This window comes from Frankia casuarinae (assembly GCF_000013345.1).
Lineage (GTDB): Bacteria > Actinomycetota > Actinomycetes > Frankiales > Frankiaceae > Frankia > Frankia casuarinae.
The window spans coordinates 4,222,444-4,248,481 of the sequence record NC_007777.1 but is presented as its reverse complement, the minus strand read 5'-3'; the positions used below and the strand labels follow the sequence as shown (position 1 = coordinate 4,248,481).

At 71.0% G+C, this 26,038-nt stretch carries 22 protein-coding genes; 21 read left to right on the top strand and 1 reads right to left on the bottom strand.

Annotation, left to right across the window (positions count from 1 at the left end):
* Positions 1 to 261 precede the first annotated feature (261 nt).
* The 20 genes from FRANCCI3_RS17925 to FRANCCI3_RS17830 all read left to right on the top strand — a co-directional run bounded on the left by FRANCCI3_RS17925 (position 262) and on the right by FRANCCI3_RS17830 (position 25,234).
* A complete protein-coding gene (locus FRANCCI3_RS17925) occupies positions 262 to 1,212 on the top strand; it encodes a UDP-glucuronic acid decarboxylase family protein (protein WP_011437927.1) in 951 nt (316 codons plus the stop codon).
* 409 nt (positions 1,213 to 1,621) lie between these two features.
* Positions 1,622 to 1,960 carry a hypothetical protein gene (locus tag FRANCCI3_RS27360; RefSeq protein ID WP_035958171.1) on the top strand — a complete coding sequence of 113 codons (339 nt, stop codon included), beginning with the start codon at positions 1,622 to 1,624 and terminating at the stop codon, positions 1,958 to 1,960.
* A gap of 26 nt (positions 1,961 to 1,986) precedes the next feature.
* Positions 1,987 to 3,054 carry a UDP-glucose 4-epimerase GalE gene (gene galE / locus FRANCCI3_RS17915; RefSeq protein WP_011437926.1) on the top strand — a complete coding sequence of 356 codons (1,068 nt, stop codon included), beginning with the start codon at positions 1,987 to 1,989 and terminating at the stop codon, positions 3,052 to 3,054.
* Entirely contained in the window at positions 3,032 to 4,660 is a 1,629-nt protein-coding gene (locus FRANCCI3_RS17910) for a UDP-glucose dehydrogenase family protein (protein WP_023840209.1), read from the top strand. The genes galE and FRANCCI3_RS17910 overlap by 23 nt, the downstream gene beginning before the upstream one ends.
* Before the next feature lie 204 nt (positions 4,661 to 4,864).
* Positions 4,865 to 6,187, top strand: a complete 1,323-nt coding sequence (gene hisS, locus FRANCCI3_RS17905) for a histidine--tRNA ligase (protein WP_011437924.1) — start codon at positions 4,865 to 4,867, stop codon at positions 6,185 to 6,187.
* Positions 6,188 to 6,632: 445 nt separating this feature from the next.
* Positions 6,633 to 7,430, top strand: coding sequence for an FAD-dependent thymidylate synthase (gene thyX / locus FRANCCI3_RS17900; RefSeq protein ID WP_011437923.1), 798 nt, complete (start codon positions 6,633 to 6,635; stop codon positions 7,428 to 7,430).
* A gap of 65 nt (positions 7,431 to 7,495) precedes the next feature.
* A complete protein-coding gene (locus tag FRANCCI3_RS17895) occupies positions 7,496 to 9,904 on the top strand; it encodes a phosphoketolase family protein (RefSeq protein ID WP_011437922.1) in 2,409 nt (802 codons plus the stop codon).
* Between the two features lie 32 nt (positions 9,905 to 9,936).
* Positions 9,937 to 11,193 (top strand): acetate/propionate family kinase, encoded by a 1,257-nt coding sequence (locus FRANCCI3_RS17890; protein WP_049760980.1) that lies wholly within the window; start codon positions 9,937 to 9,939, stop codon positions 11,191 to 11,193.
* Between the two features lie 522 nt (positions 11,194 to 11,715).
* Positions 11,716 to 12,774, top strand: a complete 1,059-nt coding sequence (dapA, locus tag FRANCCI3_RS17885) for a 4-hydroxy-tetrahydrodipicolinate synthase (RefSeq protein ID WP_011437920.1) — start codon at positions 11,716 to 11,718, stop codon at positions 12,772 to 12,774.
* Positions 12,771 to 14,456: a ribonuclease J gene (locus FRANCCI3_RS17880; RefSeq protein WP_011437919.1), complete on the top strand. Its 1,686-nt coding sequence runs from the start codon at positions 12,771 to 12,773 to the stop codon at positions 14,454 to 14,456. Before dapA ends, FRANCCI3_RS17880 begins: the two co-directional genes overlap by 4 nt.
* 372 nt (positions 14,457 to 14,828) lie before the next feature.
* Complete coding sequence (locus FRANCCI3_RS17875; RefSeq protein WP_023840203.1) at positions 14,829 to 17,372, top strand: FtsK/SpoIIIE family DNA translocase; 2,544 nt, start codon at positions 14,829 to 14,831, stop codon at positions 17,370 to 17,372.
* 106 nt (positions 17,373 to 17,478) lie between these two features.
* Positions 17,479 to 18,348 carry a helix-turn-helix domain-containing protein gene (locus FRANCCI3_RS17870; RefSeq protein ID WP_011437917.1) on the top strand — a complete coding sequence of 290 codons (870 nt, stop codon included), beginning with the start codon at positions 17,479 to 17,481 and terminating at the stop codon, positions 18,346 to 18,348.
* 4 nt (positions 18,349 to 18,352) lie between these two features.
* The gene (locus tag FRANCCI3_RS17865) at positions 18,353 to 19,924 is read left to right on the top strand and encodes a 30S ribosomal protein S12 methylthiotransferase RimO (protein WP_011437916.1); all 1,572 of its coding nucleotides are present in this window, start codon (positions 18,353 to 18,355) and stop codon (positions 19,922 to 19,924) included.
* Positions 19,914 to 20,723, top strand: coding sequence for a CDP-alcohol phosphatidyltransferase family protein (locus FRANCCI3_RS17860; protein ID WP_011437915.1), 810 nt, complete (start codon positions 19,914 to 19,916; stop codon positions 20,721 to 20,723). Before FRANCCI3_RS17865 ends, FRANCCI3_RS17860 begins: the two co-directional genes overlap by 11 nt.
* Complete coding sequence (locus tag FRANCCI3_RS17855; RefSeq protein WP_011437914.1) at positions 20,713 to 22,014, top strand: competence/damage-inducible protein A; 1,302 nt, start codon at positions 20,713 to 20,715, stop codon at positions 22,012 to 22,014. Before FRANCCI3_RS17860 ends, FRANCCI3_RS17855 begins: the two co-directional genes overlap by 11 nt.
* Positions 22,015 to 22,135: 121 nt before the next feature.
* Positions 22,136 to 22,447, top strand: coding sequence for a helix-turn-helix domain-containing protein (locus FRANCCI3_RS17850; RefSeq protein ID WP_011437913.1), 312 nt, complete (start codon positions 22,136 to 22,138; stop codon positions 22,445 to 22,447).
* 273 nt (positions 22,448 to 22,720) lie between these two features.
* A complete protein-coding gene (locus tag FRANCCI3_RS17845; protein WP_011437912.1) occupies positions 22,721 to 23,188 on the top strand; it encodes a Dps family protein in 468 nt (155 codons plus the stop codon).
* 185 nt (positions 23,189 to 23,373) lie between these two features.
* Positions 23,374 to 23,568: a hypothetical protein gene (locus FRANCCI3_RS17840; protein WP_023840200.1), complete on the top strand. Its 195-nt coding sequence runs from the start codon at positions 23,374 to 23,376 to the stop codon at positions 23,566 to 23,568.
* Positions 23,569 to 23,616: 48 nt separating this feature from the next.
* Positions 23,617 to 24,456: a PspA/IM30 family protein gene (locus FRANCCI3_RS17835; protein ID WP_011437911.1), complete on the top strand. Its 840-nt coding sequence runs from the start codon at positions 23,617 to 23,619 to the stop codon at positions 24,454 to 24,456.
* A 19-nt stretch (positions 24,457 to 24,475) separates the two neighbouring features.
* Complete coding sequence (locus FRANCCI3_RS17830; protein WP_011437910.1) at positions 24,476 to 25,234, top strand: phage shock envelope stress response protein PspM; 759 nt, start codon at positions 24,476 to 24,478, stop codon at positions 25,232 to 25,234.
* Between the two features lie 84 nt (positions 25,235 to 25,318).
* Here the strand turns inward: FRANCCI3_RS17830 and FRANCCI3_RS29170 are convergent, their stop codons facing one another.
* The gene (locus tag FRANCCI3_RS29170; RefSeq protein ID WP_035731366.1) at positions 25,319 to 25,609 is read right to left on the bottom strand and encodes a hypothetical protein; all 291 of its coding nucleotides are present in this window, start codon (positions 25,607 to 25,609) and stop codon (positions 25,319 to 25,321) included.
* Positions 25,610 to 25,737: 128 nt separating this feature from the next.
* On the opposite strand from FRANCCI3_RS29170, the gene FRANCCI3_RS29165 reads away from it, so the two are divergent.
* Positions 25,738 to 25,917, top strand: coding sequence for a hypothetical protein (locus FRANCCI3_RS29165; RefSeq protein WP_035731370.1), 180 nt, complete (start codon positions 25,738 to 25,740; stop codon positions 25,915 to 25,917).
* The last annotated feature ends 121 nt before the right edge of the window (positions 25,918 to 26,038 follow it).

The following is a 26,038-nucleotide window of genomic DNA, read 5'->3' as shown; positions in this document are numbered from 1 at the left end:
TGTCCTGCGGCCATTCGAGATCGGTCCGGCAGTGTCCATGCTGAGTGCTCCGGCGGGTGAGCAGCTACTGATCCTCTGATCTCCGATCATTTGATGTCCGTTTCCCCCGATCCTCCAACCTGGCCTCGCGGCGCGATCTGATCGGATGCGCCGCCTCCTTCGCATGGCTCAAGGGAGGACGCCCGTCGTCGCCGGACTCCGGACAGCGATCGACGGGCACTCTCCGGGGTCCTCTGTATTCCAGATCCGGGAGCACACGACGTGCGTGCGATAGTGACCGGCGGCGCCGGTTTTCTGGGCAGTCATCTCTGTGAACGCCTACTGGGCGGCGGCTACGAGGTCATCTGTTTCGACAACTTCATCACCGGCCGGCCGGAGAATGTGGAGCATCTGCTCGCCGACCCACGTTTCCGCCTGGTCAACCGGGATGTGAATGATTTCATTTATGTTTCTGGTCCGGTCGACGCCGTGTTGCACTTTGCGTCCCCGGCATCTCCGGTGGATTACTACGAGCTGCCGATCGAAACGCTCAAGGTCGGCTCGCTCGGTACCTTCCACGCCCTTGGCCTGGCGCGGCAGAAGAATGCTCGGTTCCTGCTCGCCTCGACCTCGGAGTCCTACGGCGATCCACAGGTCAATCCCCAGCCGGAAGGCTACTGGGGCAACGTGAACCCGGTCGGCCCGCGCAGTGTGTACGACGAGGCCAAGCGCTTCTCCGAGGCGGTGACCATGGCCTATCGGCGCAAGCACGGTGTCGACACCGGTATTGTCCGCATCTTCAACACCTACGGCCCGCGGATGCGGGTCGATGACGGTCGCGCCATTCCCGCCTTCATCTCCCAGGCGCTGCGGGGCGAGCCCATCACGGTCGCCGGTGACGGAACCCAGACCCGGTCCATCTGTTACGTCGACGACCTGATCGACGGCATCGTCCGACTTCTGCACTCGGACCTGCCCGGGCCCGTGAACATTGGGAACCCGCACGAGATGTCGATCCTCGACACCGCGGTGCTCGTCCGTGACCTGTGCGGATCGACGGCGCCGATCACCTTCGTCCCGCGGCCCCAGGACGACCCCTCGGTGCGTCAACCCGACATCACCCTCGCCCGGACCCTCCTGGGCTGGGAACCGAAGACGAGCCTGCACGACGGGCTCACCCGGACGATCTCCTGGTTCGCCGGCCAGCTCGCGCAGAGCCGTCAGGTCGCTTGACCGGCGTCACAGGTGTCCCGCCCCGCCACCGAGCTTTCCGGGGACGTGGCTTTCCAGGAACGTGGCCGCGCGGGGAACGTGACTTTCTGTTTGCGGGGGGAGGGTTCGTGATGGCCGGCGCCACGCCGTGTGCACCGCCGCGTTACGTGAGATCGGTGGCATTGGTCCGCAACCCGCCGAGGATGTCAGCGCCACCTACCTGCCGTGCGCGCTCAGGCCGAGGCGGGGCCCTCGCCGCCGATGCGTGGGCGAACGGCGACGGGCCCGGGACGTCCGCGGCAATGGTGACCCGAGAGTTCCCGTGGCCACGCCACCTCCCGGACATCTTCTTCCGGGACGTGGGCCGCCGGTCCCGGGTGCCGTGCGCGCGGTTCTTGCCACCGGCCGTGCACTACCCGACGCTGGCGCTGTGACCGGACCGGGGCTCCTGCTCGCGCCGATCGTCTGGTTCACCGGGATCGCCGCGGCCGCTACCAGGTCGGCGATGCACCGACCTGGGGGTTATGTTCTGCTGTGCCCGATGTCCGTCGCCCCGGGTGTGCCCGTGCCCATCGCGGTGTTCGCTGCCCGAACGGTCGGGACCGCGCGGTCCAGCCGAAGGGCGGTGGCGGTGGCCGTGGCCGTGGCCGTGGCCGTGGCCGTGGCCGTGGCCGTGGTACGGATCCTAGCCGCCGTCGGGTTGATCCTGCTGCCGGGATCGGTTGTTCCGGGCCGGTGTGGAGCACCGGTGACGAGTTGTTTCAGTTGATCACCGAAGAAGTGGATAACCGAGCTATGACGTCGACGAGTCGAGCCGAGACGGTCCTGGTGACCGGGGCGACGGGGTTCATCGGCTCTCATACCTGGGTGGACCTGCTCGCCGCGGGTCATCGGGTAGTGGGAGTGGACAACTTCGTCAACAGCTCACCGCGGGTGCTGGACAGGCTGCGTAAGGTGGTGGACGGCGACATCGACTTCGTGCGGCTCGATGTCCGTGACCGGGCGGCGCTCGGTGACGTGTTCCGCCGATGGAAGATCGATTCCGTTATTCACTTCGCCGCTCTCAAAGCCGTCGGCGAGTCGGTCGACATCCCGCTGGAGTACTACGACACGAACGTCAACGCGACGTTGGGTCTGGTCCGCGTGATGGCGGAGCACGGCGTGCGCCGGCTGGTCTTCTCGTCCTCGTGCGCAATCTACGGAGCGGCGGACAAGGTACCGATCGCCGAGGACACGCCGGCCCGCCCGACCAATCCCTACGCGCGCACCAAATGGATGTGCGAGCAGATCCTCGCCGACCTCTGCGCCCGGGATCCGTCCTGGCACGTGACGTCCCTGCGATACTTCAACCCCGCCGGGGCGCACGAGTCGGGCCTGCTCGGCGAGGATCCCCGTGGGGTGCCGAACAACGTCATGCCCTACCTGGCCCAGGTGGCGGTCGCCCGGCGCCCGGAGCTGTCCATCTTCGGCGACGACTACCCCACGCCCGACGGCACGGGCGTACGCGACTACATCCACGTGGTCGACCTGGCGGAGGGCCATCGACTCGCTCTCGATCATCTCGATGACCAGGCGGGACATCGGGTCATCAACCTCGGGACCGGCGCTGGCACCTCCGTGCGGGAACTGCTCGCGGCCTTCTCCGCGGCCTGCGCTCGTGATCTCCCCAGTCGCGTCGTGGCGAGGCGGCCGGGGGACGTCGCCGCCCTGGTCGCCGACGCGGCGCTCGCCCGTACGGCACTCGGCTGGTCAGCCCGCCGGGATGTCGCGGACATGTGCCGGGACGCCTGGGAGTTTCAGCGTCTCAATCCAGGGGGGTACGACGATGAGGAGGAGCCTGATGAGCTCGTCGGACAGCCTTGATGATGCGGCGGCGCCCGGAACCGGGCCTCGTCCACGCCTGACCGTCATCGGCACCGGGTACCTGGGGGCCACCCACGCGGTGTGCATGGCGGAGCTTGGCTTCGAGGTGCTCGCCGTGGACGTCGACCATTCGAAGATCGAGCGGTTGTCCGCGGGGGAGATCCCGTTCTTCGAGCCCGACCTCGCCGACCTCCTGCGCGCGAACCTCCGGACCGGACGGCTGCGTTTCACCACCTCCTTCGAGGAGATTGCCGAGTTCGGCGACGTGCACTTCGTCTGTGTGGGCACCCCCCAGCGTGCCGACGGTTACGGGGCGGACCTGAGCCACCTGCACGCCGCCATCGAGCGCCTCGCGCCGCTGCTGACCCGGCCGTGCCTCGTGGTCGGCAAGTCGACGGTGCCGGCCGGCACGGCTGCGGGGCTCGCCCGGACGATCGCGCAGCTCGCCCCGGCGAACCGCCCGGTCGCGGGCGAGACGGCGCCCGGCGCGGCGGGGGCCGACGGGTTGGGCCGCGTCGAGGTGGGTCATGACGGGTTGGGCCATGACGAGGTGGACGAGCCCGCCGCCGACATCTCCAGCGATCTCGCCGGCGTCCAGCTGGCCTGGAACCCGGAGTTCCTCCGGGAGGGCTTCGCGGTGGCCGACACCCTGCGACCGGACCGGCTCGTCTTCGGTGTCGCCTCCCCGGCTGCGGAGGGAGCGCTGCGGGCCGCTTTCGCGCCGGTGATCGCCCAGGGGGTGCCGGTCATCGTGACCGACTACGCGACGGCCGAGCTGGTGAAGACGGCGGCCAACTCCTTTCTCGCGACGAAGATCTCCTTCATCAACGCGATGGCGGAGGTGTGCGAGGCGGTCGATGCCGATGTCCTGACGCTGGCCGAGGCGCTGTCCCACGACGTGCGCATCGGCGGGAACTTCCTGCGTCCGGGGGTGGGGTTCGGGGGCGGCTGCCTACCCAAGGACATCCGGGCCTTCCAGGCCCGCGCAGACGAGCTCGGGGTCGGTGCGGCGCTGCGTTTCCTGCGTGAGATCGACGAGATCAACAATCGTCGCCGGGACCGTGTGGTGGACCTGGTCACCGCGGCCCTCGACGGCACGCTGGTCGGCCGGCGCCTCGTCGTGCTGGGCGCCGCGTTCAAGCCCAACTCCGACGACGTGCGGGACTCCCCGGCGCTCGCGGTCGCGGGGCTACTGGCCGAGACCGGCGCCGGGGTGACGGTCGTGGATCCGGTCGCGACGCACAACGCCCGGCAGGCCCTGCCCGGCCTCGCCTACAGCGACTCCGTCGAGGCCGTGGTCGAGGGGGCCGACGCGCTGGTCCTGCTCACCGAGTGGCGCCAGTTCGCCGACCTGGACCCGGCCCGGCTCGGGGCCGTGGTCCGGCGCAAGGTCGTGGTGGACGCCCGGCACGCGCTCGACGCCGACCAGTGGCGCCAGGCCGGATGGGTCTACCTGGCCCCCGGCCGGCCGACCGGCGTCATCCCGAGCTCGTTGCCGGAGCAGCGGCACCGGGGGGACGGAGCGCCGCCGGCGCCGGTCGAGCAGTGCGGCGAGACGGGTGCGCGGCTCGCGGAGGTCGAGGCGCGCGCGGGGCACCCGGTGTGATCGACGGGATGGGGCCCGGTGGAACGGGCCCCATCCCCGCCGTGGAATCGCTCTCCGGCTGTGAGGTCAACGAGCCCCACGCGATAGGCTGCTGCTTATGCGTCTCCTCGCTCGACATCGGTGACTGCCACCCGGCTTCGCGGTTGACCGTGCCCGGGGCGGCAGGTGCCCGTCCGTTCGAGATGATGAGGAGATTCCGCGGCGATGAGTGACGCGCCGATCGTCCGTCCCCTGCCCGTGAGCGGATTTCCCGAGTGGCTGCCCGAGGTCCGTCTCGTCGAGCAGCGCTGGCTCGACACCATCCGAGCGACGTTCGAGCGGTACGGCTTCTGCTCGGTGGAGACCCCCTCGGTCGAGGCGCTCGAGGTGCTGACCGCGAAGGGGGAGACCTCCCAGGAGGTCTACATGCTACGCCGCCTGCAGGCCGACGCCGACGACGACAGCGCCCGCCTCGGCCTGCACTTCGACCTCACAGTGCCTTTCGCGCGGTACGTGGCCGCCCACTTCAACGACCTCGTGTTCCCGTTCAAGCGCTACCAGATCCAGCGGGTGTGGCGGGGGGAGCGTCCTCAGGAGGGCCGCTTCCGCGAGTTCACCCAGTGCGACATCGACGTGATCAACGTTGATCAGGTGCCCCTGCACTTCGACGCGGAACTTCCCCGCATCGTGCACGAGGTCCTGGGCACCCTCGGCGTTCCGCCCTGGACCCTCAACATCAACAATCGCAAGGTGCTCCAGGGCTTCTACGAGGGTCTGGGCATCGGCGATCCGCTGGCCGTCATCCGGGTCGCCGACAAGCTCGACAAGATCGGCCTCGCGGGGGTGGAGGGGCTGCTGACCACCGCGGTCGGGCTCGACCCGGACCAGGTGCGCGCCTGCCTGGAGCTCACGGGCATTCGGGGCTGCGATCCCGGCGTCGTCGAGGAGGTACGCCGGCTCGGGGTGAAATCGGACCTGCTCTCCGAGGGGCTCGACGAGCTCGCCGCGGTTCTCGGCGATCTCGCCGACCTGCCCGCCGGCGACGTGGTCGCGGACCTCTCGATCGCCCGCGGTCTCGACTACTACACCGGGACCGTCTACGAGGCGAAGTTCGTCGACTGGCCGGACTTCGGCAGCATCTGCTCGGGGGGGCGGTACGACAACCTTGCCGGCTCCTTCATCCGCCGCAACCTCCCCGGCGTCGGGATCTCGATCGGCCTCACCCGCATCTTCGCCAAGCTCCTGGCCGAGGGCCTGCTCACCACCGGGCCGTCCAGCCCCGCCGACGTGCTGGTCGTGATCCCCGCCGCGCCGCGCCGCGCCGCCGCCCTCGCGACGGCCGCCGAGCTGCGCACCCGGGGGCTGCGGGTGGAGACCTACCACCAGCCGGACAAGGTGGCCAGGCAGGTCCGCTACGCCTCCCGCAAGGGCATCGGATTCGTCTGGTTCCCGCCCTTCGACGATGGCCGGGCGCACGAGGTGAAGAACATGGCCACCGGGGACCAGTCCGCGGCGGACCCGGCGACCTGGACCCCGTCCGCGGGCTGACCGGCGGGCCCGGGGGTCGTGCGCAGCCCGCGGTCCGATGCGCGCGGCGGGCGTGCCGCCGCGCCATCGCCGGGAGGCTGTCCGTCGTGACGTGGCCGGGCGGCCGGGGATTGACGGGGGCGGAGATCCCCGGCCGCGCCATGCCACGCCGTGAGGGCGGGCACTGCGACTCCTCGTCGCTGGGGACTGACGAGGCGTCCACCTCCGGTGTACCACGCGGGTCGTGACTGCCAATCCCCGCGCGTCGATCGGGTGACCGGACGGGTAAGTGGATGCCGACACGATCCCGGTTGGGCGATTGCTGGCCCGGTCGGGTGATTGCAGGCCTGGCGTCCGGGTGCATGCCGCCGCCGGGTGAGGTCCCCGCGCCCCGGCGGATGGGCGCCGTCTATCGTGGGCGGAGTCCGCCAGCGACCGGGCAACGGGTCCCGCGTCCAGATGATGGATGATGGAGGTGGCAGTGTCGCAGCCGACGTCCGAACCGACGTCCGAACCGACGTCCGTGCGGCTTCGGGTCCAGGTGATCGCCAAGACCGAGTTCATCCCCCCGGACGACGTGGCCTGGAGCACCGACGCCGACGGCGGTCAGGCCCTCGCCGAGTTCGCCGGGCGGGCCTGCTACCAGAGCTGGAACAAGCCGAATCCGGCGACCGCGACCAACGCCGGCTACCTACGGCACATTCTCGACGTCGGGCATCTGTCCGTGCTCGAGCACGGGACCGTATCGCTCTATCTCACCGGGGTGTCGCGCAGCCTCACCCATGAGCTGGTCCGGCACCGGCACTTCTCCTACAGCCAGCTCTCCCAGCGCTACGTCCCCGAGCGGGACGCCGCCGTGGTGGAACCGGAGGTCATCGCGGCCGATCCGGAGCTGCACGCCCTGTTCCAACAGGCCGCGGCGGCCTCGCTGGAGGCCTACGGGCGCCTGTTGGAAGGTCTGGAGAAGCGGTTCGCCGACGTTTCCGCGCCCATCTCACGGCGCAAGCAGGCGCGCCAGGCGGCCCGGTCGGTGCTGATGAACGCGACCGAGACCCGGATCGTGGTCACCGGGAACTACCGGGCGTGGCGGCACTTCATCGGGATGCGGGCGAGTGAGCATGCCGACGTGGAGATCCGCGGGCTTGCCGTCGCCGTCCTGCGGGAACTGCTCCGGGTGGCGCCCAACGTGTTCGCCGACTTCCGGATCTCGACGCTGGATGACGGCACCGAGGTCGCCTCCAGCCCGCTGGTGGGGGAGGGCTGAGCGCCGGACCTTCCCGCCGCCGGCCGTCTATTGATTTACTGGGAGAAAGAGAAAGAGTACAGCCGATGACGAGCGTCGTCGACGCCGAGCGGAGCGGGGCGGATCCGGCCGCGGGGCCGTTGTCCCCGGCGGAGCTTGACCTCATCCACGCCTACTGGCGAGCGGCGAACTATCTGTCCGTCGGACAGATCTACCTGCTCGACAATCCCCTGCTCACCGAGCCGCTGCGTCCGGAGCACGTCAAACCGCGCCTGCTCGGGCACTGGGGCACGACTCCCGGCCTGAACCTCATCTACGCCCATCTGAACCGCGTGATCCGGGCAAAGGACCTGAACGCCATCTACATCATCGGTCCGGGTCACGGCGGTCCCGGCATCGTGGCGAACGCCTACCTGGAAGGCACCTACAGCGAGGTCTACCCCTCGATCGGCCGGGATGTGGCGGGGATGCGGCGGCTGTTCCGGCAGTTTTCCTTCCCCGGCGGAATTCCCAGCCACGTCGCGCCGGAGACTCCCGGGTCCATTCATGAGGGCGGCGAGCTCGGTTACGCGCTGACCCACGCCTACGGCGCGGCCTTCGACAATCCCGACCTGGTGGTCTGCGCCGTCGTGGGGGACGGGGAGGCCGAGACGGGCCCGCTCGCGGCGAGCTGGCACTCCAACAAGTTCCTCGACCCGGGTCGCGACGGCGCGGTGCTGCCGGTCCTGCACCTCAACGGCTACAAGATCGCCAATCCGACGATCCTGGCCCGCATCCCCGAGCAGGAGCTGACCGCGCTCCTGCGTGGCTACGGGTACCATCCGTACTTCGTGGTCGGGGACGACCCGGCCGCGGTGCACCAGCGGATGGCGGGCGTCCTGGACGCCGCCGTCGGCGAGATCCACGAGATCCAGGACCGGGCCCGCCGCCACGGCCGCACCGAGCGCCCCACCTGGCCGATGATCGTGCTGCGGACCCCCAAGGGGTGGACCGGGCCGGCCACTGTTGACGGCCTGCCGGTCGAGGGCACGTGGCGGTCCCACCAGGTGCCCGTCGCGCAGTTGCACGACAACCCCGGGCACTTGGCCCAGCTGGAGGCGTGGCTGCGCTCCTACCGGCCGGAGGAGCTCTTCGATGCCGGCGGCGCCCCGCGGGCCGAACTCGCCGCGCTCGCCCCCCGCGGTCCCCGGCGGATGAGTGCGAACCCGCATGCCAACGGGGGCGAGCTGCTGCGTGATCTGACTCTTCCCGACTTCCGTGACTACGCGGTCGACGTCACCGCCCCCGGGACCACCCTCGCCGAGCCGACCCGGATCCTGGGCGCGTTCCTACGGGACGTGGTGGCCGCCAATCCGAGCACCTTCCGGGTGATGGGCCCGGATGAGACCGCCTCCAATCGGCTGGGTGCGCTCTTCGAGGTGACCGACCGCGTCTGGAACGCCGGGACGGAACCGACGGACGAGCACCTGGCCGTGGACGGTCGGGTCATGGAGGTGCTTTCCGAGCATCTGTGCCAGGGCTGGCTGGAGGGCTATCTGCTCACCGGCCGGCACGGGTTCTTCTCCTGCTACGAGGCGTTCATCCACATCGTCGACTCGATGGTCAATCAGCACGCGAAATGGCTGAAGACCACCCGGCACATCCCGTGGCGGCGCCCGATCGCATCGTTGAACTACCTGTTGACCAGCCACGTGTGGCGGCAGGACCACAACGGCTTCTCCCATCAGGACCCCGGATTCATCGACCACGTCGTGAACAAGAAGGCCGAGGTCGTCCGGGTGTACCTGCCCCCGGACGCGAACACCCTGCTCTCCGTCGGCAACCACTGCCTGCGCAGCCGGCACTACATCAACGTGATCGTGGCCGGCAAGCAGCCGGCGTTGAACTACCTGTCGATGCCGGCGGCGATCGCCCACTGCACCCGTGGCCTGGGCATCTGGGACTGGGCCAGCAACGACCACGACGCGCCCGGCGACGGGCTGCCGGATGTGGTGATGGCCTGTGCCGGGGACATCCCGACCCTGGAGACCCTCGCCGCGGTGGACCTCCTGCGCCAGCACTTCCCCGATCTGAAGGTGCGCGTCGTCAACGTCGTCGACCTGATGTCCCTGCAGGACGAGGCGGAACATCCGCACGGCATCTCGCACGCCCGCTTCGACGCGCTGTTCACCACCGACCGGCCGATCATCTTCGCCTACCACGGCTATCCCTGGCTGATCCACCGGCTGACCTACCGGCGGCACAACCATCACAACCTGCATGTCCGTGGCTACATCGAGGAGGGGACGACCACCACCCCGTTCGACATGGTCATGCTGAACAACCTCGACCGGTTCCACCTGGTGGCGGACGTCATCGACCGGGTACCGAGCCTGGGCGCCCGCGCCGCGCACGTCCGGCAGCAGATGATCGACGCGCGGCTCGCGGCCCGGACCTACACCCGGGACCACGGCGAGGACGCCCCGGAGATCCGGAACTGGACTTGGCCCTACTGAGCCTCGCCCCTACCGAGCCCCGCCCCGTCGCGATGAACGTCCTGGTGGTCAACGCCGGATCGGCCAGCCTCAAGCTGCGGCTGATCGGCCCGGACGACGTCCTGCTCGCCGCGCGCGATCTCACCGCGCCAGCCGGTCGGGTGGACCCGGCCGGGGTCATCGCCGCGTTGCGCGAGCTCACCCACGAGGGTGGCCAGCCGGGCGCGGTCGGGCACCGCATCGTGCACGGCGGGACGGATTTCACCGCACCCGTGGTCGTCGACCGGGCCGTGGCCGAGCGGCTGCGGAGGCTGACCGCCCTCGCCCCCCTGCACCAGCCTGCGGCACTTGCCGCCCTCGACGAGGTCGGGGCGGCCGTGCCCGAGGTGGCGCAGGTCGCTTGCTTCGACACGGCGTTCCACAGCCGGATGCCGGCGGAGGCCATCACCTACGCCATCCCGGCCGAGTGGCGGGAGCGGTATGGCATCCGCCGGTACGGCTTCCACGGCCTGTCCCACGCCCACGTCTCCCGGCGGGCGGCCGCGCTCACCGGGGCGCGGCGCATCGTGACCTGTCATCTCGGCTCGGGCGCGTCGCTCGCCGCCGTTCTCGACGGGGTGGGGGTGGACACCACGATGGGCTTCACCCCGCTGGAGGGCCTGGTGATGGCCACCCGGTCCGGCACCGTGGATCCCGGCGCGCTGCTGTGGCTGCAGACGGAGGCGGGACTGAGCGCGCACGAGCTCACCGATCGCCTGTTCACCTCGGCGGGGCTGCGCGCGCTCGCGGGGACGGCGGACATGCGGGATGTCGAGTCCGGCGTCGCCGCGGGTGAGCCTGCCGCCGCGCTGGCGCTGGCGGTCTACCTGCACCGGCTGCGCGCCGGGATCGCCGCGATGACCGCCGCGCTGGGCGGGCTGGACGCCCTGGTGTTCACCGGCGGCGTCGGGGAGAACTCCGCCTCCGTGCGGGCCGGGGCCGCGGCCGGACTCGGCTACCTGGGCGTGGCGGTGGATCCCGAGCGTAACGATCCGGCCCGGGCCGGTGGTACGGGTCTGCCGGGCGGCACGGGCCCATCTGGTGGTACGGGCCCATCTGGTGGTACGGGCCCATCTGGTGGTACGGGCCCATCTGGTGGTACGGGCCCATCTGGTGGTACGGGCCCATCTGGTGGTACGGGCCCATCTGGTGGCACGGAGCGCGAGATCGGCGTGCCGGGGGCCGCCGTGCGCACGCTCGTGATCGAGGCACGCGAGGACCTGGAGATCGCCCGCGGGACCCGGGCGGCCCTCGCTGGTGGCAATGGGTGATGGTAGTCCGGCATTACGGTAATGTCCCGGGTGGCGGGTGCGATCCTGGCGGACCCGCGCGCCGCCGGATGGCACCGCCCGGACGATCCGGTGGCGGTACTCTGGAGGCTCTGTCGCGGCGAGTGGGACGGTGCTGCGCGGTCCGGTCCGGTGCGGTGCGGTGTTGTCTTCGCCGGTCGTCCCGTCGTCCCCGAGCGGGGCCCGGCCGGTCGCGATCCGTCTCCATCCGGTGACGGCAGGGTCCGATCGGCGTCCGACCCGGTCGCGGTGCCCGACACCGCGCGGTGCGCCGTCCCCGGGCTGGGCCGGATGGTATCCGCGTGTGGTGGCCCGGCGGCCCCCGCGGGTCTCGCGCCGGTCGCCGGTGGTGCTTGTGGGCGGGTCCGGGGAGCAGACCCGGCTCGGGCCGGCGGAGCGGGAAAGGCGGCGTGGGCGGAGGATGGACCGGTGCCGGCCCGGCGGTGTCGGAGGAGTGAACGTGGAGGTTCGGCGGTCCGGCGGGTGACGTCGGTCGCCGAGGTGATGTCGGAGGTGCCGTCTAGCGTGACCGGTATGTCAATGTTGCCGCCGGCGCCGTTCGGGCGCGTGATCACAGCGATGGTCACGCCGTTCCGGGCGGACGGCGGTCTCGATGAGGCGGGTGCCGCGCAGCTCGCGAGCCGTCTGGTGGACGCCGGCAACGACGGGCTCGTGGTCAACGGCACCACCGGGGAGTCTCCGACGACCACCGACGAGGAGAAGGACCGCCTGGTGCGGGTCGTCGTCGAGGCCGTGGGAAGCCGTGCCCGCGTGATCTCCGGTGTCGGGACGAGTGACACCGCGCACAGCGTGGAACTGGCGCGGGCCGCCGAAGCCGCGGGCGCGCACGGCCTGCTCGTCGTGACGCCCTACTACAACAAGCCACCGCAGGCCGGGTTGCTGCGGCATTTCGTCACCGTCGCCGAGGCGACCGGGCTACCGGTCGTCGTCTACGACATCCCCGGCCGGACCGGGGTTCCGGTGGCGTCGGAGACTTTGGTGCGGTTGGCCGAACACCCGCGTATCGTCGCGGTCAAGGACGCTAAGGACGATCTGCCCGCATCCTCCTGGGTGCTGGCGCGGACCGGTCTGGCGTATTACTCCGGCACCGACGCGCTCAATCTGCCGTTGCTGTCCATCGGGGCATGCGGAGTCATCAGTGTTGTCGGGCACGTGGCCGCACCCGCGATCCGTGCCATGATCGAGGCCTTCGGGGCCGGTGAGGTGGGTCGGGCGATCGCGCTGCATCAGGGCTTGCTGCCCGCGTACGAAGGAATGTTCCGCACCCAGGGCGTGATCCTGGCCAAGGCCGCGCTGCGGCTGGCCGGGCTGCCCGCGGGGCCGGTCCGGCCACCGTTGGTGGACGCCACTCCCGCCGAGGTCGCGCGGCTGCGGGCGGACCTCGCCGAGGCGCTCCTCGACGCCGCCGGGCCGCCGGGCGCGCCTGGCGGCGTCGAGGCCGGGGGGCGGGGCGCGCCGGCCGGCGCCTCGTCCGGGTCCGGGTCGTCCGGGTCCGGGTCGTCCGTCGGGCTGGCCGTCGCCGCGGCGGGTGAGGTCTCATGAGCCATCCGCATCCCGACCTCGGCCCGCCGCCGCCGCTGCGCGCGGACGGCCTTCGGATCATCCCGCTCGGTGGGGTTGGGGAGATCGGTCGCAACATGACCGTCTTCGAACACGCCGGCCGGCTGCTGATCGTGGACTGCGGGGTGTTGTTCCCGGAGGACGTCCAGCCGGGGATCGACCTGATCCTGCCCGACTTCACCGCCATCCGGGATCGCCTCGACGACATCGAGGCGGTGATCCTCACCCACGCACACGAGGATCACATCGGGGCGGTGCCCTACCTGCTGCGGGAACGGCGTGACATCCCGCTGATCGGCACCCGGCTCACCCTGGCGCTGATGAACGCGAAGCTCGCCGAGCACCGCGTCAAGGCGGTCACTCAGGAGATCCGGGAGGAGGAGCGGCACGCCTTCGGGCCGTTCGAGTGCGAGTTCTTCGCGGTCAACCACTCCATCCCGGACGCCGTGGCCGTGGCCATCCGCACCGAGGCCGGGCTCGTCCTGCACACCGGCGACTTCAAGATGGACCAGCTGCCGCTCGACGGCCGGCTGACCGACCTGGGGGGCTTCGCGCGGCTCGGCCGCGAGGGTGTGGACCTGCTGCTGTCCGACTCGACCAACGCCGAGGTGCCCGGGTTCGTCACCTCCGAGCGGGAGATCGCCCCGGTGCTCGACGGAGTCTTCCGCGAGGCGACCCGCCGGATCATCATCGCCTGCTTCGCCAGCCATGTGCACCGGGTGCAGCAGGTGCTCGACGCGGCCGAGGAGCACGGCCGGTCGGTCTGCTTCGTGGGCAGGTCGATGGTCCGCAACATGGGAGTGGCCCGCGACCTCGGGTTGCTGCGGGTGCCACCGGGTCTGATCGTCGACGCCCGGGACGTGGACGCGCTGCCGGACCGCAACATCTGCCTGATCTCCACGGGCTCCCAGGGGGAGCCGCTCTCGGCCCTGTCCCGGATGGCCAACCGGGATCACCAGATCCGCATCCAGGCCGGCGACACGGTCGTGCTCGCTTCCAGCCTCATCCCCGGCAACGAGAACGCGGTGTTCCGGGTGATCAACGGGCTGACCCGCTACGGCGCCAAGGTCGTTCACAAGGGCGTGGCGAAGGTGCACACCTCGGGTCACGCCCCGGCGGGCGAGTTGCTCTACGTTCTGAACGCCACCAGGCCGTCCAACGTCATGCCGGTCCACGGCGAATGGCGGCACCTGCGGGCCCATGCCAAGCTCGCCGAGGCGACCGGGGTGCCCCCGGACCACGTAGTGCTCGCCGAGGACGGCATGGTCATCGACCTGCTTGACGGCCGGGCGCGGATCACCGGCGTTGTTCCCTGCGGCTATGTCTACGTTGACGGCGCCGCGGTCGGGGACGTCGGTGAGCCGAGCCTGAAGGACCGCCGGATCCTCGGCGAGGAGGGTTTCATCACGATCACCGTCGTGGTGGACGCCGCGGCGGGCAAGGTCGTCGTCGGCCCGGATCTCTCCGCCCGCGGCTTCTCCGATGCGCCGGGCGCCTTCGACTCCGTCTCCAAACTGGTCAGCGACGGGCTGGTGGACGCGATGCGCACCGGGATGAACGATCTGACGGCCCTGCAGCAGCTCGTGCGGCGTACGGTCGGTCGCTGGGTCAACGAGAACTACCGGCGCCGTCCGATGATCGTTCCGGTGGTTCTCGAGGTCTGAGGCGTTGCGGCGCGCCCGGTTCGTCGGGGTTGCCAGTACTCGGGCACGCTCGTGTGTACCGTTTCGACGGTGGCCACACGGACCAGTGGCGCGCGGACGCGTGCGCAGACGGAGACGGCCACGTCCCGGCCGAGGGGCGGTGGTGGGCGTCAAGGCACCTCGCGGGGTGAAGGTACCTCGCGAGGCGGCGGTCAGGGCGGCAAGGCACGCGCATCGACGGCGGCTGGCCGGTCGGGCGGCTCTGGCCGGTCGGGCAGCTCCCGCGCGGCCGGCCGCGGTAGGACACCGGCCCGTCCACCGGCGCGGGCGAGTCGCCCCCCGCTGTCGCTGCTGATCGGCCAGACAGTCGTCAAGAGCGTCTACCGGCTGTGGATGGGCGCGGCGACGGCGCTGGGCACCGTGCTGCGCCGGGCCGGTCGGGGCGCCCGTGAGCTGCACATCGATCCAGGGCACCGGCGTGACGGGCTCGGCCTGACCGCGTTCGGCGGGGCGATCCTGGCCGGCGCCTCGGTGTGGTTCTCCGCCGCCGGGCCGCTGGGGAGGTATGTGGCCGCGATCCTGGAGCTGCTGGTCGGCGCCGGCGCCTGGGTACTGCCGCTGTTCGGCCTGGGCGCCGCGTGGCGGCTGGTCCGGTCCCCGACCGATCCGGATAGCCGGGGCCGGGTGGTGATCGGGTGGACGGCGGTCGCCGTCGGTCTGCTCGGCATGGTGCACATCGCCCGTGGCCTGCCCGACTTCTCGGACGGCGTCGCCCGGATGCGGGCGGCCGGTGGCGTCGTCGGGCTGCTCGGTGGCCTCCCGCTGGCGAGCGCGGTGACGCCGTACGTCGCCGTTCCGCTGTTGCTGCTGCTGACGTTCTTCGGCGTTCTCGTCATCACGGCGACCCCTGTCCGCCAGGTGCCCGAGCGGCTCGGTGAACTCGTTGATCGGCTCACCATCGGGGTGCGCGGTCCCGCCCGGGATGCCGGCGAGTACGACGCGGACGCGGACTTCCGCGACGACCCCGAGGACGATTCGGAGCTGTCCGACGGCCTGCTCGCAGCCGGGGCGGCCGGGGCGGGTAGGGGTCGGCGTCGGCGTGGTGGTCGGGCGACCCCGCCTGGGGGAACGTCCCCGGGTGATGGCGATGCCGCCGATGCCGCCGATGCCGCCGATGCCGCCGGGCCGCCCGCCGGGCCGCCCGCCGGGGATCTCGCCCTCGACCTGTTCGGCGAGCTCGCCGGCCCGGAGGCGGACACCGGCTACGTGACCACGGCCCCCGACCCGGGCGGTGCGGCCGCCGGTGGCGGGGAACCGGTAGCGGGGGCCGCACCGCCCGGGTCGCAGCGCAGGGCCCGGGCCCGGACAGCCCGGGTGACCGCGGGTGCGGCGGACACCGCGACCGGCGTCCCCGGTCCGGGTTCCGCGGACTTCGGCGGCGAGATCGAGCATCTGGTCCCCCCGACCGACGGTGACTACCGGCTGCCGTCGCCGACCCTGCTGCGTTCCGGTACGCCGCCCAAGGTCCGCTCGGCCGCGACCGACGGGGTGATTGCCTCGCTGACCGACGTGTTCGCCCAGTTCAAAGTGGACGCCCAGGTCACCGGCTTCACCCGGGGACCGACGGTGACCCGCTACGAGGTCGAGCTCGGTGCCGCGGTCAAGGTCGAGCGGATCATCCAGCTCACGAAGAACATCGCGTACGCGGTGAAGAGCCCGGACGTGCGGATCATCAGTCCGATCCCGGGCAAGAGCGCGGTCGGTATCGAGATTCCCAACACCGACCGGGAGTTGGTGTCGCTCGGCGACGTCCTGCGCAGCGGGGAGGCGATCGGTAACCCGCATCCGCTGGTTGTCGGTCTCGGCAAGGACATCGAGGGCGGCTACGTGCTCGCCAACCTGGCCAAGATGCCGCACATCCTCATCGCCGGGGCGACCGGAGCCGGCAAGTCGACGTGTATCAACACCCTCATCACCTCGGTGCTGGCCCGGGCCACCCCTGACCAGGTGCGCATGGTGCTGGTGGACCCCAAGCGGGTCGAGCTGACGAACTATCAGGGTATTCCCCATCTGATCACGCCGATCATCACGAATCCCAAAAAGGCGGCCGATGCGCTGCAATGGGTCGTGAAGGAGATGGAGAACCGGTACGAGGACCTGGCCGCGTGCGGGGTGCGTCACGTCGACGACTTCAACCGCAAAGTGCGCAACGGCGAGATCGCCGCCCCGCCGGGATCCGAACGTGTCTACGTGCCCTACCCCTACATCCTGGCCATCGTCGACGAGCTCGCCGACCTGATGATGGTGGCGCCGCGCGACGTCGAGGACGCCATCTGCCGGATCACCGCCATGGCCCGGGCGGTGGGCATCCACCTGGTGCTCGCCACCCAGCGGCCCTCCGTCGACGTGGTGACCGGTCTGATCAAGGCGAACGTGCCGTCCCGGCTCGCCTTCGCGACGGCGTCGTTGGCGGACAGCCGGACGATCCTCGACCAGGCCGGCGCGGAGAAGCTCGTCGGCCTGGGGGACGCGCTCTTCCTGCCGATGGGAGCGGGTAAACCCGCCCGTATCCAGGGTGCCTTCGTTTCCGAGGACGAGATCGCGGCCATCGTCGACCACACGAAGGAACAGGCGCCGGCGGCGTTCCGGGAGGACGTGTTCGACGCCGGCGGCGAGGCCAGGAAGGAGATCGACGAGGAGATCGGAGACGATCTGCAGCTCTTCCTGCAGGCCGTCGAGCTCGTGGTGAGCACGCAGTTCGGCTCCACCTCGATGTTGCAGCGCAAGCTGCGGGTCGGGTTCGCGAAGGCCGGGCGGCTGATGGACCTGATGGAGAGCCGGGGCATCGTCGGCGCAAGTGAGGGATCGAAGGCGCGTGACGTGCTGGTCATGCCGGACGAGTTGGAGGGTTTGCTCACAACCCTGCGTAACGGATGAGGAAGCCTCCGGTGGAATGTCCCCGCTTTCAGCGCCGGGGGACGCACCGTAAACTGAAGGCCTCGCGCCCACGGTAGGCGGAAAAGACGGTTGCGGAGGTTCGCTCATGCAGTCCGCGGACGATCCGCAGCCGCGGGACAGCGTCGGGTCCATCCTGGCCGCGGCGCGGCGTGACCGCGGTCTCACGGTCTCCCAGGTCAGCGAGCGCACCCGGGTCAGGGCGGGTCTGATCGATCAGATCGAGCGGGACGACTTCTCGCAGTGCGGCGGCACGGTGTATGCCCGCGGGCATCTGCGCAGCATCGCCACCACCCTCGGGCTCGATCCCGGGCGGGTGCTGGCGGCTTACGACGCCTCGCACGAGCACCACACCGGCCCATTGATGATTATCCCCTCGGCCGAGTTCGATCCGCTGCGCGGGGGGTCCCGCCGGCGGCGCGGCGGGTTCCGGTGGGGTCCGGCAATGATCGTTTCGCTGGTCGTGGTGTGCGTCATCGTGGCTCTCGCGTTGCTGCTGCCAGGTTCCTCCGGTTCCTCGGACGACAGGGCCGCGCCGGGGCCGGGCGGGGCCGTGGGGCTCACTCCGACCGTGAGCGTCCCGCCGGTCTCGACGAGCCCGGCCGCTCCCAGCGTGACCACGCCCGCGCCGACAGGGGTGAACGTCGTCCTGACGGTACGCGACGCGCAGAGCTGGCTGGAGGTGCGCGACGACGCCGAGCATGTCCTGCTCTCCCAGCTCCTGCAGTCCGGCGACAGCCGGACGGTGACGGCGTCGGGGGCCCTGCACATCAGGGTGGGCAATGCCGGTGCGGTCGATGTGTCGTGCAACGGCAGGAGCCTCGGGGCGCCGGGCGGGCTCGGGCAGGTCGTGACGATCCGGGTGAGCGCCGCAGCCTCCGGCGCCTGCGAGGTCGGCGACGAACAGCGTAGCGGTCTCGTGGCCGCGCCACCGCCCGCGCCGGTCCCGGTAGCCTGACCTGGTGTCCACACGCCTCCATCGCCGGGTAGCTCTGATCACGCTCGGTTGTTCCCGGAACGAGGTGGATTCGGAGGAGCTGGCCGCCCGGCTCGGCGCGGACGGGTGGGAGCTCGTCTCCGACGCCGCCGACGCCGACGCCGTGCTCGTCAACACCTGCGGATTCGTCGACGCGGCGAAGAAGGACTCCATCGACGCTCTGCTTGCGGCGGACGGCCTGCGGGCCGGTGGCGGTCCGTCCGGTCCCGCGGACGGCGCCGGCCCGGGTCCGCGCGCGGTGGTGGCCGTGGGCTGCCTGGCCGAGCGTTACGGAACCGAGCTCGCCGAGAGCCTGCCCGAGGCGGACGCGGTCCTCGGATTCGATGCCTATCCGAACATCGCCACGCACCTCGCGGCCGTGCTGGCCGGTACCCCGGTGCCCGCGCACTCCCCGCGTGACCGGCGGACGATGCTGCCGATCACCCCGGTGGACCGGGCCGCCCCCGCTCTCCCGCCGGCCGCGGTGTCCACCGGAGCCGTTCCGCTGCGCCGGCGGTTGACGGCCGGGCCGGTCGCCGTCCTGAAGATCTCCAGCGGGTGTGACCGGCGCTGCGCCTTCTGCGCGATCCCGTCGTTCCGCGGCTCCCACGTCTCGCGGTCACCCGACGACGTGCTCGCCGAGGCCGAATGGCTGGCCGGTCAGGGTGCCCGCGAGCTGGTCCTGGTCAGCGAGAACTCCACCTCCTACGGCAAGGACCTCGGGGATCTGCGCGCGCTGGAGAAGCTGCTGCCGCAACTCGCGGCGGTGTCGGGCATCGTCCGGGTGCGCACGGTCTACCTGCAGCCCGCCGAGATGCGTCCGTCGCTGCTCGAGGTGCTGCTGACCACTCCGGGCCTCGCGCCCTATCTCGATCTGTCCTTCCAGCACGCGAGCCCGCCGGTGCTGCGCCGGATGCGCCGCTTCGGTGGCAGTGGGCACTTCCTCGACCTGCTCGCCCGCGCCCGCGCGCTGGCGCCCGAGCTGGGGGCGCGATCCAACGTCATCGTCGGGTTCCCGGGGGAGACCCCCGAGGATGTCGACATCCTCGCGGAGTTCCTCGAGGCCGCCGAGCTCGACGCCGTCGGCGTGTTCGGCTACTCCGACGAGGAGGGTACCGAGGCCGCCGGGCTGACAGACAAGATCCCCGATGAGCTGATCGAGCGCCGCCGGGTACGCGTCACCGACCTCGTCGAGCAGCTGACCGCCGCCCGGGCGGACGCGCGGATCGGCTCCCGGGTACAGGTCCTGGTGGAGGAGGTCGCCGGTGGTCTGGCCACCGGCTGCGCCGCCCACCAGCAGGCGGAGGTCGACGGCGGGTGCGTCGTGCGACTGTCCCCGGGCGGCGCGGCGGATGACGGGCCGGAGCGCCTCGGGGTGGGGGATCTCGTCGGGGTGGGGGATCTCGTCGAGGCCCGGGTGGTCGCCACCGAGGGTGTCGATCTGATCGCGGAGTTCATCGCGGTGCTCGATCGGGCCCGTCCCACGGCTGCGGTCGCGCGGCCGACGCCGGACCGGGCGGCGGCCCTCGTGGGCCGGGGCGTCGCGGATGGGACGTGACGGCGTCGGGCGCCGACGCCAGGGGGAGCGCGGCGAAGGGCCGTCGCCGCTCCCCGCGGAGCCCGTTTCTGCCCCGGTGGTCCCCGCGGCCCCGGTGGTCAACGTCGCCAACCTGCTGACGATCACGCGGCTGGTGTTGGTGCCGGTCTTCGTGGTCTTCCTGTTCGCCGGGCCCGACGGTCACACCTGGCGGTACGCCGCCTTCGGCGCCTATGCGGTGGCCGCGATGACCGACCAGATCGACGGCTCCATCGCCCGCCGCTGGCACCTCGTCACCGACTTCGGCATCCTGGTCGATCCGATCGCCGACAAGGCGCTGACCGGTGCCGCGTTGATCTCGCTGTCCGTGCTCGGCGAGCTGCCCTGGCCGGTCACCGCACTGATCCTCCTGCGGGAGGTCGGTGTCACCCTCCTGCGCTTGTGGGTGATCCGCTTCGGGGTGATCGCGGCGAGCCGTGGGGGCAAGGCCAAGACCCTGCTGCTGAACGTCGCGATCGGTCTCTACGTGCTTCCGCTGGCGGGCGTTGCCGCCACGAGCCGGGCCGTGATTCTCGCGGCCGGCGTGGTGGTCGCCATGGTCACCGGGATCGATTACGTCTGTCGAGCTCTCACGCTGCGGCGGCGGGCCTCGCGGGATTCCGGCGGTGTCACCCCGCCGAGGGGCGCACCATCCACCGGCCTCTCGCCCGGCACCGGCCCCTCGGTGCGCCACCGGATGGCGGGGCCGGCCGGGTCCGACCCGTCGACGGCGGCCGGACCGACCATCAGGAAGACGGAGGGGCGGACCGATGCGCGCTGAGCTGCTGGCGGTGGGGGACGAACTTCTCTACGGCGACATCGTCAACGGCAACGCGGCCTGGTTGGGTCGGCAGCTGGCCGACGTCGGAGTGACCGTCACGACGTCAACGGTCGTCGGTGACGACATCGACATGATCGCCACGGCGATCCGGGTGGCACTGGACCGGGCTGACGTCGTCATCATGACCGGAGGGCTCGGTCCCACCCAGGACGACCTGACCCGCGAGGGCATCGCCGCCGCGGCCGGCGTCGGCCTGCGCCGGGACGACTTCCTGGAGTCGATGCTGCGGCGACGGTTCCGGGACATGGGCCGCGGTGACGGTGGCCGGCGCGTGCCCCAGATGAACTACCGGCAGGCGGACCTGCCCGAGGGGGCACAACCGCTGCCGAACGGCACCGGAACAGCCCCGGGGATACGGATGGAGATCGGGACTGGCGTCGTCTACGCGATGCCCGGTGTGCCGTTCGAGATGAACGGCATGTTCACCGCCAGCGTGCTGCCCGACATCCTGCGCCGGGCCGGGCAGCCCGCGGTGGTCGTCCACCGGGTGCTGCGCACGGCGGGCATGTGGGAGTCGGCCGTCGCCGAGGCCCTCGCGGACGAGGTCGACCGGCTTGCCCGGATCGGCAATCCGCGCATCGCGTTCCTGGCCAGCGGTGGCCAGACCCGGGTGCGTATCACGGCCCGGGCCCGGGATCGGGCCGAGGCCGAGATGCTGATCGCACCGGTGGAGACCGCGGCCCGGACCGCACTGGGCGCCGGGGTGTACGGCGGTGCGGACGACTCCCTCGAAGGCGTGGTCCTGGGGCTGCTCGTCCAGCGGTCGGCGACGCTGGCCGTCGCGGAGTCCATCACCGGGGGGCTGCTCGCCGGGCGGCTGACCGACGTCCCCGGTGCGAGCGCCGCGTTCCGTGGCGGCATCGTCTCCTACGCCACGGAGGTCAAGGCGTCGGCGCTCGGTGTCGACGAGGGGCTGTTGGCCGCCGAGGGCGCGGTGTCGTCGAGGACGGCCGCCGCGATGGCGGCGGGGGTCCGGTCCCGGCTGGGCGCCACCTACGGGTTGGCCACCACGGGAGTCGCGGGCCCGCAGCCGCAGGAGGACAAACCGGTCGGAACGCTGCATATCGGCCTGGCCGGACCGGACGGCACCGTCACCCGGTCGGTACGGCTGCCCGGGGACCGGCCGCGCATCCGCACCTACGCGGTGGTGTCCGCGCTGGACCTGGTGCGTCGGATGCTCGCCGGGCTGCCGAACAGCGAGATGACCACAACCGGAGACGGCGCACCCTGATGCGCGAGACCAATCACCGGATCTGAGGTGCTTACACAGTTACAGTCCCGTCAACGAGGGCCCGATGGTCGCGGCGGTGGGTATACGGTGAACGCATCCCGCGGACGAAGGAGGAGGCTCGATGGTCCTGCTCCGACGCATGCTCGGCGAGGCGTTGCGCCGCCGCCGTCAGGATCAGCACCGCACGCTTCGGGAGGTGTCGTCGGCGGCACGGGTGTCGCTCGGCTACCTCTCGGAAGTCGAGCGTGGGCAGAAGGAGGCCAGCTCCGAGTTGCTCGCCGCCATCTGTGACGCACTGGGAGTACGGCTCGCGGACCTGCTGCGCGAGGTGAGTGAGGATCTCGAACTCGCCGAACTGGCGGTCGCCGCGCGGGTCGGCGCGCCCACCGTGGTGGTTCCCGCCCGCGCCGCGGTCGTCGACCGGGCGGCCTGAGTTGCGCGTCCGGCGTCTTCCGGTGTCCTGCCACGTCGGCTGTCCCGTTCACGTTCGGGGTCTGCTCCGTTCATGACGTGCGCTCCGTTCGTGATGTAGGTCCCGATGAGGTAGGTCTCGATGTGTGTCTCGTTCGCGATGTCGGGCTGTGCTGGACGTCGGGCTGTGCTGGACGTCGGGGCGTTCTGGACGTCGGGTGTTCTGGTCGCATACGGATCTCTTCACGGGGCACGCCGCAGGGAGCAGATGTCTCCGGCGTGAGAGAGGTCGAGTATGAGTGCCATCCGCAGCCCGCTGTCCGACGGGGCACGAAGTGTCACCGGTGAGGCCCTCCAGGGCACGTTGATCGACCTGATCGACCTGTCCCTGTCCGCCAAGCAGCTGCACTGGAACGTCACCGGGCGCACCTTCCGTAGTGTGCATCGCCAACTCGACGAGGTTGTCGATCTGGCGCGTCGTTACGCGGACGCCACCGCCGAACGTGCCGTCGCGATCGGGGTCAACCCGGACGGTCAGTCCTCGACGGTCGCCCGAAGCACCCACCTGCCGGGAGTGGAGGTGGGGTACATCCCGGATGAGAAGGTGATCCGGCAGACAACCGAGGTCCTCGCCGGGGTGGTCACGAGGATGCGTACCCGCATGGACGCGACCGAGAAGGCCGACCCGGTCACCCAGAACCTGATCATCGAGATCGTCCACGACCTGGAGGAGCAGCACTGGATGTTCCAGGCGATGGTGTGAGTCCCGCGCCGGTGGCGGTTTGCCCTCCCCGAAAGGGCCCTCCCCCGAAAAGGGTTGTCTGGTGGCGGGTGGCGGGTGGCGGACCCCTCCGCGACTATCCCGAGATAGTTCTCGTGGCGCAGGTTGGTGCCGATCGTCGTTCCCGGGCGGACTCCCGGGCATGGCCCGCAGGGAAAGAAGATCACGTGAATACCCCCGCGTGGCCGGAGGACGACGACGGCTGGTCGGAGTGCCGGCTGGTCCAGGTGTGCAAGAGCTGCAACGGATTGGGCGAGCTGCTGGTGGTCTTCGCCACCATGCGCGGCGGCTTTGTGCCGGCCTGCCGGACGTGTCTGGTCTGCGCGGGACGCGGCCGCACGGCGCTGCAGCCGCCCGTCTGAGTCCGCCGCGGGGTAACCGCCGCGGCTCCGGCGTGCGACGATCGATGTATGGCGAATGTCGTCCGCAAGATCTACCGCTATCTGTCGGCCTCGGCGAACCGGAAGTTCGACGAGAAGGCCGACCCGCGGGTGCAGATCGACCAGGCCATCATGGAGGCCCGGCAGCAGCACGAGGCGCTGGTCCAGCAGGCGGCGCTCGTCGTGGGTAACCAGCGTCAGCTGGAGATGCGCATGGCACGCCAGGTGGACGAGGTCGCGAACCTCACCGAGTCCGCCCGGTCCTCGTTGCTGCTGGCTGACAACGCGCGAGCGGCCGGTGACCTGGTCACCGCGGCCGGGTACGAGGAGACGGCCCAGGCATTCGCCAGCCAGCTGGTCTCGGCGGAAGCATCGCTGGAGGACCTGAAGAACCTGCACCGCCAGGCCGCCGCGTCCGCCCAGCAGGCCCGAACCGCGGTCGAGGACAACACCGTGCGGATGCAACGCCATCTCGCCGAGCGTGCCCGCCTGCTGACACAGATCGAGCACGCCGCCATGCAGGAGCAGATGACCAAGGCGATGGAGGGGATGTCCTCGCTCGCCCCGGCGGGGGACACGCCCACCCTCGGGGAGATCCGCGACAAGGTCGAGCAGCGCTACGCGGTCGCTCTTGGGCGTCACGAGCTCGCCTCCCAGGGGATGGAGGCGCGGATGATCGAGGTGCGGCGCGCGACCATGGACGCCCGGGCCTCCTCCCGCCTCGCCGAGTTGCGCGGTGACATGGCGGCCGGGGGCCAGCTTCCCGCTGGCGCGGGCGGTTCCGCCGCATCGCCCGATTCCGCGGCGTCGCCTGGTTCCGCGGCGTCGCCTGGTTCCGCGGCCAAGCCCACCGGCGGTGGGACGCCGTGAGTCGGATGGCGGACCGGCCGTGACCGGCTGGCCGGGTTGGGACGGGGCGCCGGGCGGGGCACTGCGGCCGGCGTTGCCGGACTGGGTGCGTGCCGATGTCGAACGCCGGTCGTTGCTGCGGACCGAACGGCGCGCCGGGCGTGGCGTCCGGTGGGCGCGTCGTCGGGCGGCGGTGACCGCCTTCGGATGGATCGCCGTGGCCTCGGTGACGCCGGTCGCCGCCGTCGTGGACGGTTGGGGTTGGCTGGTCGTGGGCGCTGCGGCGATCATCAGGGCGGGTCTCGCGGGCTGGGAGACGGCCGTGATCCGGCGGGAGGACCGCGGGTTCGCCCTGCCGAGCGCTCCCGCTCCGCCTCCCTGGGCGTTGCGGCACTCGGCGGCCGCCGAGCCGTTGCGCCGTGGCGAGGCGGGTCTGGCGGCGCTCGTCGCGATGGCCCGGACGCTTGCTCCCGGCGCCGCCCGCGGCCCGGTGCGGGCGGCCGTGGCCGGCGCCGCCGATCTGGTGGACGGGCTGCGGGTCACCGCCATGCGGGTCGTCGCGTGTGAAAGGGCGGCCCGAGCGGTGACGTATCCCGCTCGACGAGCCGAGATCCTGGCGACGAGGAAGGACCTGGTGGCCGAAATGTCGGCGTCGGTGGCCACTCTGGACGACCTGCTGGCAGCGGCCAGCGAGGTCGTGGGCACGGTGGTCGCGTCTTCGCCGGACCTGGCCCGACTGACCCAGCAGATCGAGGCTCTGCGTGGCTACGCTGCCGCACTGCGTGAACTTTCCGGTTGATCGCGGATGTCGACGGTGATCCCGGGTGTCGGTTGCCAGCGAAGATTTCAGTTGCGATGCGGCAGGTGCCGGGTGAGGTGGCGGTCAGCCACAGCCAGATGTGGTCAAACGGCTCGTTGGCGACGACGGAGGCGCCGGACCACGCGGTGGTCTCGGTCCAGTGAACATCTCGTGCAGGGCGGCCGGGGCGATGTTCTGGTCGGCATCCCAGCACAGGTCCACGTTGTCAGTGATCGTGCCGGTCTGCTCGCCGGTCGACACGATACCGATCATGGGAATGAACCCGCAGAGCTGGCTGCTTTCCGCCCGGAGATGGGTGTCCTGACGGGCGAAGGCGACACTGCGGGCCTGGCCCCGCCAGTGCAGCGGGACCACGAGCGTACCGCCGGGGGCGAGTTGGTCGAACCAGGCCGGGGGCAGGTCCCACGGCCCGACTTATCCGGATTTTGATCTTGCTGCCACGGCTGGGCGCCGTGGCTGACTGGAACGCGAGGAGGTCGCCTGTGGTCACCTCGTTCAGGCTGCCACCGGTATGGATCACGATCGCGGTCAGGACGTTCAGCGCCTTCCTGAGCACGTTCTCGGAATGGCCGCCACACGCCCGCGCGGCGTCGGCCGCGCAGGCGAACAACTCCGGGCTCACCAGGTCGCGGACGACCGCGAACGTCGTCGTCGGCCCGTAGGTGGTCAGGAACGGGTAGCTCGGCCGGACGAGCCTCATCCGCAGCAGACAGGCCAGCCCTCGGGTCAGCACCACGCGATGGCGTTCGCCGCAGGGCCTGTCGGGCTCGGGAATGGCGGCTG

What these genes read in the sequence shown, in the direction of transcription:
- FRANCCI3_RS17895 (WP_011437922.1), top strand. Translation starts at nt 7,496, where the DNA reads ATGACGAGCGTCGTCGACGCCGAGCGGAGCGGGGCGGATCCGGCCGCG.
- galE (WP_011437926.1), top strand. Translation starts at nt 1,987, where the DNA reads ATGACGTCGACGAGTCGAGCCGAGACGGTCCTGGTGACCGGGGCGACG.
- FRANCCI3_RS17890 (WP_049760980.1), top strand. Translation starts at nt 9,937, where the DNA reads ATGAACGTCCTGGTGGTCAACGCCGGATCGGCCAGCCTCAAGCTGCGG.
- FRANCCI3_RS17835 (WP_011437911.1), top strand. Translation starts at nt 23,617, where the DNA reads ATGGCGAATGTCGTCCGCAAGATCTACCGCTATCTGTCGGCCTCGGCG.
- FRANCCI3_RS17855 (WP_011437914.1), top strand. Translation starts at nt 20,713, where the DNA reads ATGCGCGCTGAGCTGCTGGCGGTGGGGGACGAACTTCTCTACGGCGAC.
- thyX (WP_011437923.1), top strand. Translation starts at nt 6,633, where the DNA reads ATGATGGAGGTGGCAGTGTCGCAGCCGACGTCCGAACCGACGTCCGAA.
- FRANCCI3_RS17845 (WP_011437912.1), top strand. Translation starts at nt 22,721, where the DNA reads ATGAGTGCCATCCGCAGCCCGCTGTCCGACGGGGCACGAAGTGTCACC.
- FRANCCI3_RS17870 (WP_011437917.1), top strand. Translation starts at nt 17,479, where the DNA reads ATGCAGTCCGCGGACGATCCGCAGCCGCGGGACAGCGTCGGGTCCATC.
- FRANCCI3_RS17880 (WP_011437919.1), top strand. Translation starts at nt 12,771, where the DNA reads ATGAGCCATCCGCATCCCGACCTCGGCCCGCCGCCGCCGCTGCGCGCG.
- FRANCCI3_RS17850 (WP_011437913.1), top strand. Translation starts at nt 22,136, where the DNA reads ATGGTCCTGCTCCGACGCATGCTCGGCGAGGCGTTGCGCCGCCGCCGT.
- FRANCCI3_RS17860 (WP_011437915.1), top strand. Translation starts at nt 19,914, where the DNA reads ATGGGACGTGACGGCGTCGGGCGCCGACGCCAGGGGGAGCGCGGCGAA.
- hisS (WP_011437924.1), top strand. Translation starts at nt 4,865, where the DNA reads ATGAGTGACGCGCCGATCGTCCGTCCCCTGCCCGTGAGCGGATTTCCC.
- dapA (WP_011437920.1), top strand. Translation starts at nt 11,716, where the DNA reads ATGTCGGAGGTGCCGTCTAGCGTGACCGGTATGTCAATGTTGCCGCCG.
- FRANCCI3_RS17875 (WP_023840203.1), top strand. Translation starts at nt 14,829, where the DNA reads ATGGGCGCGGCGACGGCGCTGGGCACCGTGCTGCGCCGGGCCGGTCGG.
- FRANCCI3_RS17910 (WP_023840209.1), top strand. Translation starts at nt 3,032, where the DNA reads ATGAGCTCGTCGGACAGCCTTGATGATGCGGCGGCGCCCGGAACCGGG.